This window comes from Nocardioides sp. NPDC006303 (genome assembly GCF_040613175.1).
Classification (GTDB): domain Bacteria; phylum Actinomycetota; class Actinomycetes; order Propionibacteriales; family Nocardioidaceae; genus Nocardioides.
Genome location: NZ_JBEXRR010000028.1, coordinates 37,772 through 53,446, shown reverse-complemented (window position 1 = coordinate 53,446; position 15,675 = coordinate 37,772). Strand labels below are relative to the sequence as shown.

14 protein-coding genes are annotated in these 15,675 nt (G+C 69.2%); 13 read left to right on the top strand and 1 reads right to left on the bottom strand.

Annotation, left to right across the window (positions count from 1 at the left end):
* Positions 1-49 precede the first annotated feature (49 nt).
* Positions 50-1,264 (bottom strand): helix-turn-helix domain-containing protein, encoded by a 1,215-nt coding sequence (locus tag ABZY89_RS20150; protein ID WP_355230039.1) that lies wholly within the window; start codon positions 1,262-1,264, stop codon positions 50-52.
* A gap of 146 nt (positions 1,265-1,410) precedes the next feature.
* Here ABZY89_RS20150 and ABZY89_RS20145 point away from each other — a divergent pair, with 146 nt between their 5' ends.
* The 13 genes from ABZY89_RS20145 (at position 1,411) to ABZY89_RS20085 (ending at position 15,520) form a co-directional block, all read left to right on the top strand.
* Positions 1,411-2,238 (top strand): ABC transporter ATP-binding protein, encoded by an 828-nt coding sequence (locus ABZY89_RS20145; RefSeq protein WP_355230038.1) that lies wholly within the window; start codon positions 1,411-1,413, stop codon positions 2,236-2,238.
* A complete protein-coding gene (locus ABZY89_RS20140; protein WP_355230037.1) occupies positions 2,238-2,942 on the top strand; it encodes an ABC transporter ATP-binding protein in 705 nt (234 codons plus the stop codon). The genes ABZY89_RS20145 and ABZY89_RS20140 overlap by 1 nt, the downstream gene beginning before the upstream one ends.
* A gap of 9 nt (positions 2,943-2,951) precedes the next feature.
* Positions 2,952-3,830 (top strand): branched-chain amino acid ABC transporter permease, encoded by an 879-nt coding sequence (locus tag ABZY89_RS20135; RefSeq protein ID WP_355230035.1) that lies wholly within the window; start codon positions 2,952-2,954, stop codon positions 3,828-3,830.
* A gap of 3 nt (positions 3,831-3,833) precedes the next feature.
* Positions 3,834-4,916 carry a branched-chain amino acid ABC transporter permease gene (locus ABZY89_RS20130; protein WP_355230033.1) on the top strand — a complete coding sequence of 361 codons (1,083 nt, stop codon included), beginning with the start codon at positions 3,834-3,836 and terminating at the stop codon, positions 4,914-4,916.
* Complete coding sequence (locus ABZY89_RS20125) at positions 4,913-6,241, top strand: ABC transporter substrate-binding protein (protein WP_355230032.1); 1,329 nt, start codon at positions 4,913-4,915, stop codon at positions 6,239-6,241. Before ABZY89_RS20130 ends, ABZY89_RS20125 begins: the two co-directional genes overlap by 4 nt.
* A gap of 116 nt (positions 6,242-6,357) precedes the next feature.
* Complete coding sequence (locus tag ABZY89_RS20120; protein WP_355230030.1) at positions 6,358-7,137, top strand: SDR family NAD(P)-dependent oxidoreductase; 780 nt, start codon at positions 6,358-6,360, stop codon at positions 7,135-7,137.
* Between the two features lie 10 nt (positions 7,138-7,147).
* Complete coding sequence (locus tag ABZY89_RS20115; RefSeq protein WP_355230028.1) at positions 7,148-7,918, top strand: serine hydrolase; 771 nt, start codon at positions 7,148-7,150, stop codon at positions 7,916-7,918.
* A complete protein-coding gene (locus tag ABZY89_RS20110) occupies positions 7,915-9,075 on the top strand; it encodes a dipeptide epimerase (protein ID WP_355230027.1) in 1,161 nt (386 codons plus the stop codon). Before ABZY89_RS20115 ends, ABZY89_RS20110 begins: the two co-directional genes overlap by 4 nt.
* Positions 9,072-9,653: a C40 family peptidase gene (locus tag ABZY89_RS20105; protein ID WP_355230026.1), complete on the top strand. Its 582-nt coding sequence runs from the start codon at positions 9,072-9,074 to the stop codon at positions 9,651-9,653. Before ABZY89_RS20110 ends, ABZY89_RS20105 begins: the two co-directional genes overlap by 4 nt.
* Before the next feature lie 98 nt (positions 9,654-9,751).
* Positions 9,752-11,491 (top strand): glycerol-3-phosphate dehydrogenase/oxidase, encoded by a 1,740-nt coding sequence (locus ABZY89_RS20100; RefSeq protein WP_355020753.1) that lies wholly within the window; start codon positions 9,752-9,754, stop codon positions 11,489-11,491.
* Between the two features lie 43 nt (positions 11,492-11,534).
* Positions 11,535-12,134 carry a hypothetical protein gene (locus tag ABZY89_RS20095; protein ID WP_355020754.1) on the top strand — a complete coding sequence of 200 codons (600 nt, stop codon included), beginning with the start codon at positions 11,535-11,537 and terminating at the stop codon, positions 12,132-12,134.
* 48 nt (positions 12,135-12,182) lie between these two features.
* On the top strand, positions 12,183-13,805 hold the full coding sequence (locus ABZY89_RS20090; protein ID WP_355230024.1) for a succinic semialdehyde dehydrogenase: 1,623 nt from the start codon (positions 12,183-12,185) through the stop codon (positions 13,803-13,805).
* Positions 13,802-15,520 carry a GMC family oxidoreductase gene (locus tag ABZY89_RS20085; RefSeq protein ID WP_355230023.1) on the top strand — a complete coding sequence of 573 codons (1,719 nt, stop codon included), beginning with the start codon at positions 13,802-13,804 and terminating at the stop codon, positions 15,518-15,520. The genes ABZY89_RS20090 and ABZY89_RS20085 overlap by 4 nt, the downstream gene beginning before the upstream one ends.
* The last annotated feature ends 155 nt before the right edge of the window (positions 15,521-15,675 follow it).

Below are 15,675 nucleotides of genomic sequence, written 5' to 3'. Positions count from 1 at the left end.
CCGAGTGGGCACCACGGTGCCACCTCGGCCGACGCCGGCGACGCGTCGGCTACTTCTCCAGCGCCATCAGAGCGAGAGCGAACAGGAGGCGGTCGCGGGGGTCGGAGATGCTCTTCGCGGTGAGGTCCTGGATCTGCTTGATGCGGTAGATGACCGTGTTGCGGTGGCAGATCAGGTCCTCGGCGGCGTGGGTGGGGGAGCCGCCGTGCGCGATGAGGGCGCGGAGCGTCGCCAGCAGCACGTCGGACTGGTGGGTCGGTTGCGCCAGGATCGGGCCGAGGGTGCGGCGTACGAGCAGGTGGGAGACCGCGGGCGAGGCGGTCAGCAGCACCTGTGGCAGACGGTCGTCTACGACCGCGATGTCGGTGCGCCCCCGCGGCACCGTCTCCACCGTGTGCGTGGCGAGCTGGAAGGCGGTGCCGAAGCCGCCGAGGTCGTCGGCGGTGGCGATCCCGACCCGGCCCGAGTTGCAGCAGGCGAGCTGCTCGACCAGATCGGCGACAGCCTCCGCGACCGGGCGAGACCCCAACGGAATCAGCCCGAAGTGGTGGTCGCCGCGTACGTGCCAGAACGACACCAGACCGGCCTTCTCCAGCCGGTCGTCGGGGTTGCGCAGCGGTGAGTCGCGGTTGCCGTCGAAGGCCGCGACCACGCAGGCCATCCGCGCGTCGGCAGCGACCCCGAGGATGTCCTGCACCTCGGCGGCGAACCCGGGGTCGCCACCGCGACCCTCGGCGAGCCCGTCGAGGAGCCGGCCCTGGAGCTGCAGGTCGCGACGCTGCAGCAGCGCCGCCTCCTTCCGGTAGGCCCCCGACATGACCGAGTTCTGCACGTCCAGGTCGGTCCACACCTGGCGCCCGGCGAGCACCATCACCCGGTCGTCGATTCCGAGCTCCTCCTGCTGGTGGACCATCGCCTCCCACAGCATCCGGGTGCCGACGGTGTAGGCGTTGAGGCAGTACTCCAGAGGTACGCCCTGCCGCGCGCGCCGCCGCCCGGTATCGCGCCACAGGTCGACCGGATTGGCTCCCGGGGTCATTCCGGCCATGGCCCGGATGCCACGGCGTACGTGCTCCCTCGTGCTCGAGCGCAGGTCGGCGCGCACCGACGGATCGGCGTTCTGGTGCCACTCCGGCTGGATCGCGATCAGGGTCAGCGTGATGTCGTCGGCGATCGCGTCCGCCTGGCTCACCAGCGAGGCCCAGGCACGCTCCACCAGCGGACGGAGTTCCGCGTCGGGAGATGTGTCACTCGTCACAGCCATGTGCGGAGCGTCCCACGCCCACTGCCGCATCCGCCAGCAAACCAGGGAATCTCAGTCGGAGCGCCCGAAAGATTTTGTGCGCACTGCCCATATCCCCACTTGTGCGGAGAGTCCAAAGTGAGAGCCGTCACATAGGTGAAGGGAGCATGATGCAGATGCCTGGCGAAGACCCGCCGCTGTTCGCGGTCGAGGGGGTCTCGGTCCGGTTCGGGGGCGTACGCGCCCTCGAGAACGTCTCCTTGGAGGTCGCGCCCCATGAGGTGCTCGGCGTCATCGGCCCCAACGGTGCCGGCAAGACCACGTTGTTCAACGTCGTGTGCGGCTTCGTCAGCCCCGCCGAGGGCGAGCTCCGTCTGCGCGGCGAGACGATCCACGACCTCCGCCCGCACCAGCTCGCCGGCCACGGCATCGCCCGGACCCTGCAGGGGCTCGGGCTCTTCGAGCGGATGACGGTGCTCGACAACGTGATGGTCGGCGCCGACCGTCTCGCTCGCGCCGGCTTCGTGCGCGGGCTGCTCGGGCTCGGCCACCGCGACGACGCCCGGCTGGCCGCCAAGGCGCGGGAGGTGCTCGGCGAGCTCGGGATCGAGTCGTACGCCGCCCGCTACCCGGGCAGCCTGCCGTACCCGATCCGGAAGAAGGTCGCGCTCGCGCGCGCCCTGGTGGCCGAGCCGGAGCTGCTGCTCCTCGACGAGCCCGCCAGCGGGCTGAGCGCCGAGGAGATGACCGAGCTCGGCGAGATCATCACCGGCCTGACCGAACGCACCGCCGTGATGCTCGTCGAGCACCACATGGACCTGGTGATGTCGGTCTGCCACCGGATCACGGTGCTCGACTTCGGCCGCGTCATCGCCGCCGGCTCACCCGACGAGATCCGCAACGACCCGGCCGTCCTCGCCGCCTACCTGGGTGACCAGGTCGAGCACGACGACGCCGCCGAGGTGCACGCACTGACCGTTGCCGAGGAGGCCTGATGTTCGCCGTCGAGGATCTGAGCGCTGCGTACGGACCCGTCAAGGCGCTCAACGGCGTCACCTTCACCGCGTCGAGAGGTCAGGTCACCGCGGTCCTGGGCGCCAACGGCGCCGGCAAGACCACGCTGCTGCGCACCGTGTCCGGACTGGTGAAGTCCAGCAAGGGCAGCGTGACGCTGAACGGCAAGGACATCACGCGCACCGCGACCGAGAAGCTGACCTCGTACGGCCTCTCCCACGTCCCGGAGGGGCGCGGCGTGATCGCCGAGCTGACCGTGACCGAGAACCTCCGGCTCGGCGGGCTGCACCGCGCGACCGGCTCCGAGCCGATGCCGGTCGAGCGGGTCTTCGAGCTCTTCCCGCGCCTGGGCGAGCGCCGCGAGGCCACCGCTCACATGCTCTCGGGCGGTGAGCGGCAGATGCTCGTCATCGGCCGCGCGCTGATGGCGCGACCGACCGTACTCCTGCTCGACGAGCCCTCCCTGGGGCTCGCGCCCCGGGTGGTGGCCCAGATCTTCGACCTGCTCCGCGGACTGGTGCAGACCGAAGAGCTCACCGTCGTCCTGGTCGAGCAGAACGCCCGCAGTGCCCTGTCCATCGCTGACCACGGAGTCGTGCTCAACCTCGGCAAGGTCGTCGCCTCGGCGCCGGCAGCCGAGCTGGCCGCCGACGAGCAGCTCCGCCACGCCTATCTCGGGTTCTGAGGAGCAGACATGCAGCAGTTTCTCGACACCACCCTCGGAGGGCTGGTCCTGGGCGCGGTCTACGCCGCGTTCGCGCTGGCCCTGTGCCTGATCTGGCGCTCGACCCGGATCGTCAACTTCGCCCAGGCGGCGATGGCGATGGTGACCACCTACATCGCGCTCTCGCTGATCAACGCCGACGTGCCCTACTGGGTCGCCTTCATGGCTGCGATCGCCGCCGGGTTCGGGCTCGGCGCGGTGATCGAGCGGGTGATCATCCGTCCGGTCGAAGGCAAGGCCGAGCTCAACGCGGTGATCCTCACTCTGGGGCTGTTCATGGTGCTCCACGGTCTGACCGCGATCACCTTCGGCGTCCAGCACCGCGGCTTCCCGGCCCCGGTCAGCACCAACGCGATCAACGTCGGGGACGCCTCGATCGGCATCACCCCGTTCGGCATCCTGACGATCGTCGTGGTCGCCGTCGTGATGGCCGGGCTCGTGATCCTCTTCCGCTTCACCGACCTGGGGCTGCGGATGCGGGCGGCCGCGTTCAACGGCGAGGTGTCCCGGCTCCTGGGCGTACGCGTCGGCCGCATGCTCACCCTCGGCTGGGCGCTCGCCGCGGCCGTGGGCGCGGTGGCCGGGATGCTGATCGCAGGCGGCGACCTGGTGAACCCGGCGTTCATGGACCCGTTCGTGATCTACGGCTTCATCGCCGCCGTGCTGGGCGGCCTCGACTCGCCGCTCGGGTCGGTGATCGGCGGCCTGATCCTCGGGCTCTCGCTCTCCTACGTCACCGGCTACGTCGGTGAGCACCTGGCGCCGCTGGTCGCGCTCGGGATCTTGATGGTGGTGCTGCTGGTACGTCCCAGCGGCCTCTTCGCGGCCGCCACGGCCAGGAGGGTCTGACCCATGGAACGTCTGCGTTCACTCGTCCGTCCGGTGACCTCGGTGCCGCTGGCACGTCACCTCATCGTGGCCCTGATCGCCTTCGTGGTCGCGATGGCCGTGATCGGCAGCTCGAGCCAATATCTCCAGACCCGCTACGCCGAGATGGCCTACTTCGCCATCGCCGCCGGCGGTCTCACGCTCCTGACCGGCCTCTCCGGCCAGCTCTCGCTGGGCCACGGCGCGCTCATGGCCGTCGGGGCGTACGCCGCCACCCTGGTGCTCGAGCGCACCGGCGGCGAGACCCTGGCCGACGTCTTCGTCGCCCTGCTCGTCGCGATCGCGGTCTGTGCCGTGGTCGGGGTGGTGGTCGGGGTCCCGGCGGCGCGGCTGCACGGGCCCTACATCGCCGGCGCGACCCTGACGCTGGCCGTGGCGGTGCCCCGGCTGGCCAACCAGTGGGAGGTCCTCGGCGGCGAGCAGGGACTTCAGGTGCCGGTGCCCCGCGCGACCGACCTCCCGGCCTGGATCCAGGATCTGGTCTGGTTCTTCACCGCCGTCGAGATCGACCAGTACTCCTTCCTCGCCTACCTCGGCTGGCTACTCCTCGCGATCACGTTCGTGGCGCTCGCCAACCTGAGCCGCTCGCGGATCGGTCGTCGCTGGCGTGCGGTGCGGGACGACGACGTCTCCGCCGAGCTGGCCGGCATCCACCTGGGCCGAGCCCGCGTGGTCGCCTTCACCGTCAGCGCCATGGCTGCCGGGCTCGCCGGCGGGCTGATGGCCATGAACGTACGTCTCACGGCGCCGGGCGCGTTCACGATCACGCTCTCGCTGACGCTCCTGGCCGCGGTCGTCCTGGGCGGGCTCGGCAGCCTGACCGGAGCGCTCATCGGGGCCGGCGTACTCGCCTTTCTTCCTCATTTCGCCACCGATCTCGGGGAGTCGGTCGGGCTCAGCGCAACCCAGGCCGCAGAGGTCACCCCGGTGGTCTACGGGCTGGTGCTGATGCTCGTCATCCTCCTCGCTCCGGCAGGGATCGTCGGCAGCCTCAGCACTTTCAAATCGCGCGCATCTCTCGGGTCAACCAAGGAGAAGACAACATGAGAACCACTGCACGCAGAGCCGTACAGGTCGTCTGTGTCCTCACCACTGCCTCGCTCCTCGCGGCCTGTGGTGCGGGGCAGGAAAGGCCGTCCGAGGACGGATCGGCGGTCGGCGTCACCGACACCTCGATCAAGGTCGGTGCGCACTTCCCGCTGACCGGCCCGGCCGCGCCCGGCTACTCGGAGATCCCCTCCGGCCATCAGGCGTTCTATGAGTACGTCAACGACAACGGTGGCGTCCACGGCCGGGACATCGAGATGGTCGTCAAGGACGACGCCTACAACCCGACCAACACCAGCGCCGTCACCAACGACATGATCCTGCAGGACGAGATCTTCGCGATGGTCGGTGGCCTCGGCACCCCCACGCACCGCGCGGTCGTACAGCGCCTCAACGACGACGGCATCCCCGACCTCTTCGTCTCCAGCGGCTCGCTGCAGTGGGGCGACGACCCGGCCGGCTCGCCGATGACGTTCGGCTGGCAGCCGGACTACGAGATCGAGGGCAAGGTCATCGGTCAGTACGTCAAGGAGAACATGCCCGACGCCAAGGTCGGCCTCTTCCTGCAGGACGACGACTTCGGCGAGGACGGCGAGAAGGGCGCGCGTCAGTTCCTCGACGCCCAGATCGTCGACGTACAGAAGTACACGCCGGGTGGGTCGACCGACTTCTCTCCGCAGATGTCCTCGTTCAAGTCCAAGGGCGTCGACCTGGTGATCGGTTTCAACACGCCGTCCTACACCGCGCTGAGCCAGATCGCCGCGCAGGGCGTCGGCTTCAAGTCGAAGTGGTTCTACTCGAACGTCGGCTCGGACCCCGCGCTCGTCGGCGGCCTGCTGGCCTCGATGACCAAGGGCAAGATCCCGGCCGAGCAGGGCGTGAAGCTGATGGACGGGATGATGACGACCGAGTACATCCCCGGCGTCGACGCTCCTGACGACGAGTGGGTCAAGCTGTGGCAGAAGGTCTGGGACGAGTACTCCAAGAAGGGCTCGGAGAAGCTGACCAACTACCGGATCTACGGCATGTCGCAGGCCTACACCTTCGTCCAGGCGCTGCAGGCCAACGGCAAGGACCTCACCCGCGAGTCGATCGTGGAGACCATCGAGAAGGAGGGTTCCTCCTTCGAAGGGCCCGGGCTGGCTCCGTTCCGGTTCTCCGAGGACTCCCACATGGGCATCTCCGGGATGAGCGTGGTCGAGATCAAGAACGGTGCCTCTGAGCCGCTCACGCCGGTCCTCGTCACCGACATCGGCGACGCCGCCATCGAGGAGGACGACAGCGCCGCCTCGGACGCCCCGCCCTCGTCGGGCATCCCGGAGTGACCACGGGCGAGTAATCCGGAACCACCTGATACTGATCAGTAGGTTGCCGCACGTTCACGGACCGGCCTCGGTTACAGTGATTAACCCTCACTAACGCCACTGGAGGTGGTCGGTCCGTGAACGTACTCGCACCCGGGAGCGGGGTGGTTGTGACCGGAGCAGCCCGAGGGATCGGGAAAGCCCTGGCCATGCGGTTCGCAGCGGAGGGGTGTCGCGTCGTCGTTGCCGACATCGACGACGCCGAGCTCCGCTCGGTGGCCGACTCGATCGGTGCCCTTGCGGTCCCCGGCGACGCCGCCTCGGCCGCCGGCACCGCAGCGCTCGTGGACGCTGCCCGGGAGGAGCTCGGCAAGATCGACGCCTGGTACGGCAACGCGGGAGTCGAACGCGGCCGCGGCCTCGAGGCCTCCGACCACGCCTGGATGACCTCGTACGAGGTCAACGTCCTCGCCCACGTACGCGCCGCGCGGCTGCTGCTGCCCGAGTGGGTCGCCCGCGGTGCGGGCCGGTTCGTGGTCACCTCCTCCTCCGCGGGTCTCCTCACGCTGCTCGGCTCGCCGTCCTACGCGGCCACCGAGCACGCCGAGATCGCCTTCGCCGAGTGGCTCGCCGCCACCTACCGGCACCAGGGCGTGGTTGCTCAGGCGATCGTCGCGCGCAGCGTGAAGACGGCGATGCTCGAGCGTTCCTCCGGACTCCCGGGTTTCCGGTCGGCCGAGGGCGCGCTCACCGCCGAGGAGGTCGCCGACGCCGTCTGGGATGCTGGGCAGAGCTCGCAGTTCTGGATCTCGCTCGAGCCCGATGTGGCCGAGGAGTACGCCACGCGTGCCTCGGACGTCGACGCCTGGATCGACGACGTGAACCGTATCCGGCAGGAGCTCGACCGGACCGACTAGTCTCACCGACGTGGAACCTTTGGTCTCGACCTGGCTCAGCGGCCTCGACGGCATCCCGACCCAGGCCCAGAACGTCAACCAGCAGCACTATGCGGCAAGCCTGATGAAGGTGCCCGTCGCGATCGCGGCCTATCGGCTGCGCGACCGCGGGCTGCTGTCTCTGGACGAGCCGATCACGGTGCATCCCGACTTCGACTCCGCCGTCGTCGGGTCGCGTTTCGAGATGGACCCTGCCGAGGACCAGGACCCCGACACCTGGGCGGCGGTCGGGTCTCCGCTGCCGCTGGGTGATCTCGTACGCCGCTCCCTGACCGTCTCCGGCAACCTGGCCGTCAACCTCGTGCTCGAGCGGGTCGGGCTCGAGGAGGTCGCCGCAGTGCTCGCCGACGCCGGCGTGACGCCGATGACGACGGTCTCGCGGGGGATCGAGGACGCGCCCGCGCGCGAGGCCGGGCTGCAGAACCTGGTGACCGCCAACGACATGGGCAAGCTGCTCACCAAGCTCGCCTCCGGCCGGCTGCTGTCGCCCGAGTCGACCGCCGAGCTCGAGGGGATCCTGGTCGCCCAGGAGTATCGCGACGCGATCCCGCTCGGCGTGCCTGAGGACGCGGTCGTCGGCAACAAGACCGGCTGGATCGACGGCGTACGCCACGACATGGCGATCATCCGGCCTGCGGAGGGTGAACCGCAGGTGATGGTCGTGCTCACGACCGGCCTGGACGACGACGAGTCGGAGTTCCGGATCAGCGAGGTCGCGCGCTATCTGTGGTCGACCCTGTGACATGCCCGCACGTCGTCGCGGTGCGCACTCAGCGGGTCCGGGTGCCGCTGCACACCCCCTTCGTGACCGCCCTGCGGCGTACGGAGTTCGCGGAGACGGTCGTCGTCACCGTCGAGGATTCCGACGGTTGCATCGGGTGGGGTGAGGCGCCGCAGGTCTGGAGGGTCACCGGCGACTCGCTCGCTGGGTCGTCCGCGGCGCTCGAGGGTCCCATCTCCGACGTGCTGGTCGATGCCGCCGCCGATCTGACCTCGGCAGGCCTGATCCAGGGCGCGGTCGTCGGCAACCGGTCGGCCAAGATGGCCGCCGACATCGCGCTTCATGATCTTCTCGCCCGGCGGGCAGGGGTTTCGATGAGCGAGCATCTGGCGTCCCTTGCGTCACACCGCTCAGGCTTTTCCTGCACTTCTCGGGCAATGCAACGCCAGAGAAGTGCAGGAATACCCGGTGAACCGGGTATTCCAACGCACCTCACCACCGACATGACCCTCTCCGTAGGCACCCCCGACGAGCTGGCGGAGGCAGCGGCAGCCCGAGCGCGAGACGGGTTCACGACGCTCAAGATCAAGGTCGGGACCGATGCCGCGGGCGATGCCGCGCGGGTGCTCGCGGTCCGCGAGGCGGCGCCGGGGTGCGTACTCCGGCTCGACGCCAACACCGGCTGGCGTGCGGACGAGGCGGTGGCGGTGCTGACGACCCTGGCCGACGAGGATGTCGAGCTCGAGTTCGTCGAGCAGCCGGTCGCCCGGCGTGACCTGGAGGCGATGGCGTACGTCCGGCGTCACCAGCCCTACAAGATCCTGGCCGACGAGTCGGTCTTCGACCTCGAGGACCTCGTCGCCGTCATCCGGGCCGGCGCGGCGGACGCGGTCAACATCAAGCTGGCCAAGTGTGGCGGCCTGACGCCCGCGATCGAGCTGCTGGACATCGCCAAGAGCCACGGCCTCGGCCGCCTTGTCGGCTGCATGATGGAGTCGCACCTCGGCATCGGCGCGGCCGCGGCCCTGGTCGCGGCGGCAGGCATCCCCGGCGAGCAGGATCTCGACGCGGGCTGGTGGGCGAAGATCAGTCCGTATATCGGTGGCATCGGCTACGACGGCCCCCGCATCCTGTTCCCCGACGCCCCCGGCCTCGGCATCGAAGGAGTCCACGCATGACCACCGTGAACCAGCCCACCTTCGTCGTGGCCGAGCCCGCCGACGACGCCGAGCACGAGACCGAGGTCGTCCCCGGCGAGGAGCTCGTCGTCCTGAAGACACAGGGGGACTGGACGTACGTCGTCGTCCCCTCCCACTCCTCGACGAAGGACGAGCGGGGCTATCCCGGCTGGCTGCCGACGGCCGCTCTCGCCTCGCCCGTGGCCACGATGCTCGACAAGGCTCGGAGCTATCTCGGCGTCCCCTACGTCTGGGGCGGCACCACCGACGCCGGCATCGACTGCTCGGGCCTGATCTTCCGAGCCGCGGAGGCCATTGGCATACGTCTCCCGCGAGACGCCCGCGACCAGGCCGCCGCGCTCGAGCCGATCGACCTCGACGACGTCACGGAAGGCGACCTCTACTTCTTCGCCCAGGACCCCGGCGGCCGCATCACCCACGTGGCCATCGCGACTGCGCCCCCGGAGCCCAACGGCGTACGTCCGATGATCCACGCCGACGGCGACAAGATGGTCGTCGTCGAGGAGCCGATGCCTCCCGACCGCCTCGCCACCCTCGTCAGCGCCGCCCGTCTGTGAAGCCCGTCTGTGACGGTTGCGTGACGTATCAAGCGGCGCCGGTGAATTTCTCGCGCGCCAGAAGTGACAATTCGACGTGGTGAGTTAACTTCGAACGTATGACTCGTACAGGGGCACTGAGTCCACACAGCCGCGACCTCGCGATCGGCACGATGGTCGGTGCCGCGGGGGAGACCGAGCTCGACGTACTCGTCGTCGGTGGGGGTGTGACCGGCGCCGGGGTGGCGCTGGACGCGGTCACCAGAGGCCTGAGCACGGGCCTGGTCGAGCAGCGCGACCTGGCCTCGGGAACGAGCTCGCGCAGCTCGAAGCTCGTCCACGGCGGACTCCGCTACCTCGAGATGCTCGACTTCGAGCTGGTCCGCGAGGCGCTCCAGGAGCGCGGTCTGCTGCTCAACACCCTCGCGCCGCACCTGGTCCGGCCGGTGCCGTTCCTCTACCCGCTGACCAACCCCGTGTGGGAGCGCGCCTACATCGGCGCCGGCCTGGCGCTCTACGACGGGATGGCGAGCTTCGGGCCGCTCTCCGGGATGGGCAACTCCGGCCTGCCGCGCCACAGGCACCTCACCCGCCGGGGCGTCGCCCGGATCGCTCCCGACTTCCGCACCGACGCGATCACCGGCGCGATCCAGTACTACGACGCCCAGGTCGACGACGCCCGCCTCGTCATGACGATCGCCCGTACCGCCGCCTCCCACGGCGCCCACATCGCGACCCGCGTCCAGGTGACCGGGTTCCTGCGCGAGGGCGAGCGGGTCGTCGGGGTCCGGGCCCGCGACCTCGAGCACGACCAGGACCTGGTCATCCGGGCCAAGACGGTCGTCAACGCCGCCGGGGTCTGGACCGACGAGATCCAGGCGATGGTCGGCGGCCGCGGGGCCCTGCACGTCAAGGCGTCCAAGGGCATCCACCTCGTCGTCCCGCGTGACCGGATCCGTTCCGAGTCGGGCTTCATCGTCCGCACCGAGAAGTCGGTCCTCTTCGTGATCCCGTGGGGCCGCCACTGGATCATCGGCACCACCGACACCCCGTGGACCTACGACCTCGCCCACCCGGCGGCCTCCAAGACCGACATCGAGTACGTCCTGGAGCACGTCAACGCGATCCTGCGCGTGCCGCTCGACCTCGAGGACGTCGAGGGCGTGTACGCCGGGCTCCGCCCGCTGCTGACCGGCGAGTCCGACCAGACCGCCGCTCTCAGCCGCGAGCACACCGTGGTCACGCCGCTGCCGGGTCTGGTGCTGATCGCCGGCGGAAAGCTGACCACCTACCGGGTGATGGCCAAGGACGCCGTCGACGCCGCGGCCCACTCGCTCGGCACGACCACCAACATGACCCTGCGCGACTCGATCACCGACAAGGTGCGGCTGGTCGGGGCCGAGGGCTTCGAGACCCGCTCCAACCAGCGGGTCCTGCTCGCTCGTCGCTCCGGCCTCCACGTCGCCCGGATCGACCACCTCCTGGGCCGTCACGGCGGCCTGATCGACGACGTGCTCGACCTGATCCAGGAGCGCCGCCCGCTCGCGCTGCCCCTGGAAGGCGCCGAGGACTACCTGGCCGCCGAGGTCGTCTACGCCGTCAACAACGAGGGCGCCCGCCACCTCGACGACGTGCTCGAGCGTCGCACCCGGATCTCGATGGAGACCTTCGACCGCGGCGTGAGCGCTGCCCCAGGGGTCGCCAAGATCATGGCCGACGAGCTCGGCTGGGACGAGCAGCGCGCCAAGGAGGAGATCGACCACTACCTGCGCCGCATCGAGGCCGAACGCCGCTCCCAGCTGCAGGTCACCGACGAGGAGGCAGACCGTGCGCGGCTAGAGGTGGAAGACCTCGTCTGAATTGCCGTGGCGGAGCAACCGGTTGACGTAGCAATCTGACTCCATGTTCTTGGTCGCTGATCCCCCCGAGCCGCTGGCCACCGACGATTTCGTGCTCGCGCCGCTGCGTCCCGAGCTGCTCGACCTGGACACCGAGGCCTACCTGGCCAGCCCGGACGTGATCCGCGACCACAGCTGTGGCAGGTGGCCGCTCGAAGGCTTCGGCAGCGACGACAACCTGCCGCTGGTGATCCGGCACTGGTCCGACCACCAGGCGAAACGGGCCTTCACCTACCTCTTCCTCGACCCCGAGGGCACCTCCTCCCTCGGCTGTCTCTACGTGCAGCCCCTGTTCCCCTACCTCGAGGCGATGGGCGCCGACGCCCAGACCCTGCTCAGGTACGCAGGTGGGTCCACCGCCCGGGTCAGCTACTGGCTCCGCCAGGACCGAGAGCCCGGGCTCACCGCATCGATCGCCGAGCGGCTGGACGAGTGGCTGCGTACGAAATGGCCGTTGGACGCCTACCTCTACCGAGCCGCTCCGGCGGAGGAGTGCACCGTGCATGCGCTCGACCGGCTGCCCGTGGACCGCGTCGTGATCGACCTCCCGGCCGAGCAGCACGACTATCTGTGGTGGGCCGCCGACGTTCGCATCGTGAGTTAGTGGGACGCCTGTCTGGCTTCCGAGACGCCCGTCACATACTCTCGGTACATGAGCGCATCGAACCCGACCTCTTCCGGCGGCCCGATCGTCGAGGGCCCGCTCGATCCTGAGCACGACGCCACGGCGTCCCTGGCCCTCGAGCCTGACTACGTCGCCCGCCTGACCGGCCGCGTCGTGGCGACCACGGGGGAGTCCCGAGAGGTCATCAGTCCGCTCAACGGGGCGCCGCTGGCGCACATCCCGCAGTCGAGCGATGACGATGTCGCCGCGGCCTTCGCCAAGGCCCGGGTCGCGCAGGAGAAGTGGGCCGCGACCCCGGTCGCCGAGCGCGAGCGCATCCTGATCAAGCTGCACGACCTGGTCCTCGATCGGCAGGCCGAGATCCTCGACCTGATCGTGCTGGAGTCGGGCAAGGCCCGCAAGCACGCCTTCGACGAGCCGCTGCACATCGCGCTGACCGCCCGCTACTACGGGCGCCGGAGCAGCAAGATCCTCGACACCGAGCGCAAGCTCGGCGTCATCCCCGTGCTCACCCGGGTCGAGCTCAACCACGTCCCCAAGGGCGTCGTCGGCATCATCAGTCCGTGGAACTACCCGTTCACGATGGCGCTCTGCGACGGTCTGGCCGCGATCGCCGCGGGCAACGCGGTCGTCATCAAGCCGGACTCGCAGACCATGCTCAGCGCGCTCCTCGGCGCCGAGCTGCTGGCCGAGGCCGGGCTCCCGGAGAACCTGTGGACCGTCGTCGCCGGCCCGGGCTCGAAGATCGGCACCAGCATCATCCAGCGCGCCGACTACGTCTGCTTCACCGGCTCGACCAACACCGGCAAGCTCGTCGCCAAGCAGGCCGCGGAGCGCCTGATCGGTGCCAGCCTCGAGCTCGGTGGCAAGAACCCGATGCTGATCCTGAAGGACGCCGACATCGAGAAGGCCGCCGAGGGCGCGACCCGCGCGGTCTTCTCCAACTCCGGCCAGCTGTGCGTGAGCGTCGAGCGGCTCTTCGTCGACGACAAGGTCTACGACCGGTTCGTGGAGCGCTTCGTCGCGCGCACCCAGGCGATGACCCTCGGTGCCACTCTCGGGTGGGAGAACGACATGGGCACCCTGATCTCGCAGGCCCAGGTCGACACCGCCACCGCCCACGTCGAGGACGCCGTGTCGAAGGGGGCCCGCGTGCTCACCGGCGGCAAGGCTCGTCCCGACCTCGCGCCGTTCTTCTTCGAGCCGACCATCCTCGAGGGCGTCACCCCGGAGATGACCTGTTTCGGCAACGAGACCTTCGGCCCGGTCGTCTCGATCTACCGCTTCCACAGCGAGGAGGAGGCGATCGAGCGCGCCAACGACGGCGAGTACGGCCTCAACGGCTCGATCTACAGCCGCGACACCTCCCGCGCCCGCCGCATCGCCCGGCAGATCAAGTGCGGCACGATCAACATCAACGAGGCCTTCGGCGCCACCTTCGCGAGCATCGACGCCCCGATGGGCGGCATGCGCGAGTCCGGCCAGGGCCGTCGCCAGGGTGTCGACGGCATCCTGCGCTACACCGAGACCCAGTCGGTCGCCTCCCAGGCCATCCTGCGCTTCGCCCCGCAGTTCGGGATGAGCGACCAGGCGTACGCCAAGTTCATGACCGCCTCGCTGCGCGTGCTGAAGTCGCTGGGCCGCGCATGAGCAAGAGCCACTACGACGTACTCGTCATCGGGTCGGGCTTCGGTGGATCGGTCAGCGCGCTGCGCCTGACCGAGAAGGGCTACTCCGTCGGAGTGGTCGAGGCGGGTCGCCGGTTCAGCGACGACGAGCTGCCCAACACCTCCTTCGACCTGCGCAAATACCTCTGGGCGCCGGCGATCGGCTGCTACGGAATCCAGCGCATCGACATGGTCAAGGACGCGGTCATCATGGCCGGCGCCGGGGTCGGCGGCGGCTCGCTGGTCTACGCCAACACCCTCTACGAGCCGCTCGACCCGTTCTACGAAGACCCTTCCTGGAGCCACATCACCGACTGGAAGGACGAGCTCGCCCCCTACTACGAGCAGGCCAAGCGGATGCTCGGCGTCACGCTCTACCCCCACCTGACCCCTGCCGACGAGGTCATGCAGAAGGTCGCGGCCGAGGCCGGGCGCGGTGACACCTTCCACAAGGCGCCGGTCGGCGTCTTCTTCGGTGGCCCGGCCCATGTGGCCGGGCAGGAGGTGGCCGACCCCTACTTCGGTGGGGAGGGCCCCGACCGGCGTACGTGCACCAACTGCGGCGAGTGCATGACCGGCTGCCGCCACAACGCGAAGAACACCCTGGTCAAGAACTACCTCTACCTGGCCGAGAAGAACGGCGCCGAGGTGCACCCGCTGACCACGGTGACGCGCGTCTACCCGGCCAAGACCGGAAGCGGGTACGTCATCGAGACCCGCTCCACCAAGGCCAAGCTGGGCATCGGCCGCACGAAGCGGTTCACCGCCGACCAGGTGATCTTCTCGGCGGCCTCGCTCGGCACCCAGAAGCTGCTTCACAAGCTCAAGCGCACCGGCGACCTCCCGCAGATCTCGCCGCGCCTGGGTGAGTTGACCCGCACCAACTCCGAGTCGATCCTGGGCGCGATCGCCCCGGACACCGCCATCGACTACACCGAGGGCGTGGCGATCACCTCCTCGTGGCACCCCGACGAGCACACCCACATCGAGCCGGTCCGCTACGGGCACGGCAGCAACGCGATCGCGGCGATGCAGACGGTGCTCACCGAAGGTGGTCCCCATCGCCTCCGCCGGTGGCTCAAGGAGATGTGGCTGCAGCGGCGGTCGCTGCGTACGTTCTACGACTTCAAGCACTGGTCCGAGCGCACTGTCATCGCGCTGGTCATGCAGGCGCTGGACAACTCGATCACGACCTTCCCGAAGCGCACGATCTTCGGGTGGCGGATGTCGTCGAAGCAGGGCCACGGCAAGCCCAACCCGACCTGGATCCCCGCCGGCCTCGACGCCGTGCGGAAGATGGCCGGGGTGATGAGCTCGGGCGAGAAGCCGGGGTATGCCGGCGGCACGATCGGGGAGCCGTTCAACAAGCCGATGACCGCCCACTTCATCGGCGGCTGCACCATCGGCGACTCGGCGGACACCGGCGTGATCGACCCCTACCAGCGGCTCTACGGCTACGACGGCCTGCACGTCGTGGACGGCTCCGCGATCTCCGCCAACCTGGGCGTGAACCCGTCGCTGACGATCACCGCACAGGCCGAGCGGGCGATGGCGTTCTGGCCCAACAAGGACCAGGCCGACCCGCGGCCGGAGCTGGGTGCGGGCTATGCACGGATCCAGCCCGTCAGGCCGGCCTCGCCCGCGGTGCCCGCGAGCGCGCCGGGTGCCCTGCAGCTGCCCATCGTTGACGTACGTTGACCAACCTGTTGCCTAGGTGACACGAGCTGCGTAGGAATTTTCTGGCAGGAAGTTTTTAGTTGACCCGTAACCGTGGTTAAGAGAGTTCGTTGGAGTGATCAGACCCGGGATTGCTCCCTCCCTAATACATGCCGGGTCTTTCGTCCGGGACAACT

Bases quoted from the DNA above. Each gene is read 5' to 3' on its own strand.
- ABZY89_RS20150 (WP_355230039.1), bottom strand. From the start codon at position 1,264: ATGGCTGTGACGAGTGACACATCTCCCGACGCGGAACTCCGTCCGCTG.
- ABZY89_RS20145 (WP_355230038.1), top strand. From the start codon at position 1,411: ATGATGCAGATGCCTGGCGAAGACCCGCCGCTGTTCGCGGTCGAGGGG.
- ABZY89_RS20140 (WP_355230037.1), top strand. From the start codon at position 2,238: ATGTTCGCCGTCGAGGATCTGAGCGCTGCGTACGGACCCGTCAAGGCG.
- ABZY89_RS20135 (WP_355230035.1), top strand. From the start codon at position 2,952: ATGCAGCAGTTTCTCGACACCACCCTCGGAGGGCTGGTCCTGGGCGCG.
- ABZY89_RS20130 (WP_355230033.1), top strand. From the start codon at position 3,834: ATGGAACGTCTGCGTTCACTCGTCCGTCCGGTGACCTCGGTGCCGCTG.
- ABZY89_RS20125 (WP_355230032.1), top strand. From the start codon at position 4,913: ATGAGAACCACTGCACGCAGAGCCGTACAGGTCGTCTGTGTCCTCACC.
- ABZY89_RS20105 (WP_355230026.1), top strand. From the start codon at position 9,072: ATGACCACCGTGAACCAGCCCACCTTCGTCGTGGCCGAGCCCGCCGAC.
- ABZY89_RS20100 (WP_355020753.1), top strand. From the start codon at position 9,752: ATGACTCGTACAGGGGCACTGAGTCCACACAGCCGCGACCTCGCGATC.
- ABZY89_RS20095 (WP_355020754.1), top strand. From the start codon at position 11,535: ATGTTCTTGGTCGCTGATCCCCCCGAGCCGCTGGCCACCGACGATTTC.
- ABZY89_RS20090 (WP_355230024.1), top strand. From the start codon at position 12,183: ATGAGCGCATCGAACCCGACCTCTTCCGGCGGCCCGATCGTCGAGGGC.
- ABZY89_RS20085 (WP_355230023.1), top strand. From the start codon at position 13,802: ATGAGCAAGAGCCACTACGACGTACTCGTCATCGGGTCGGGCTTCGGT.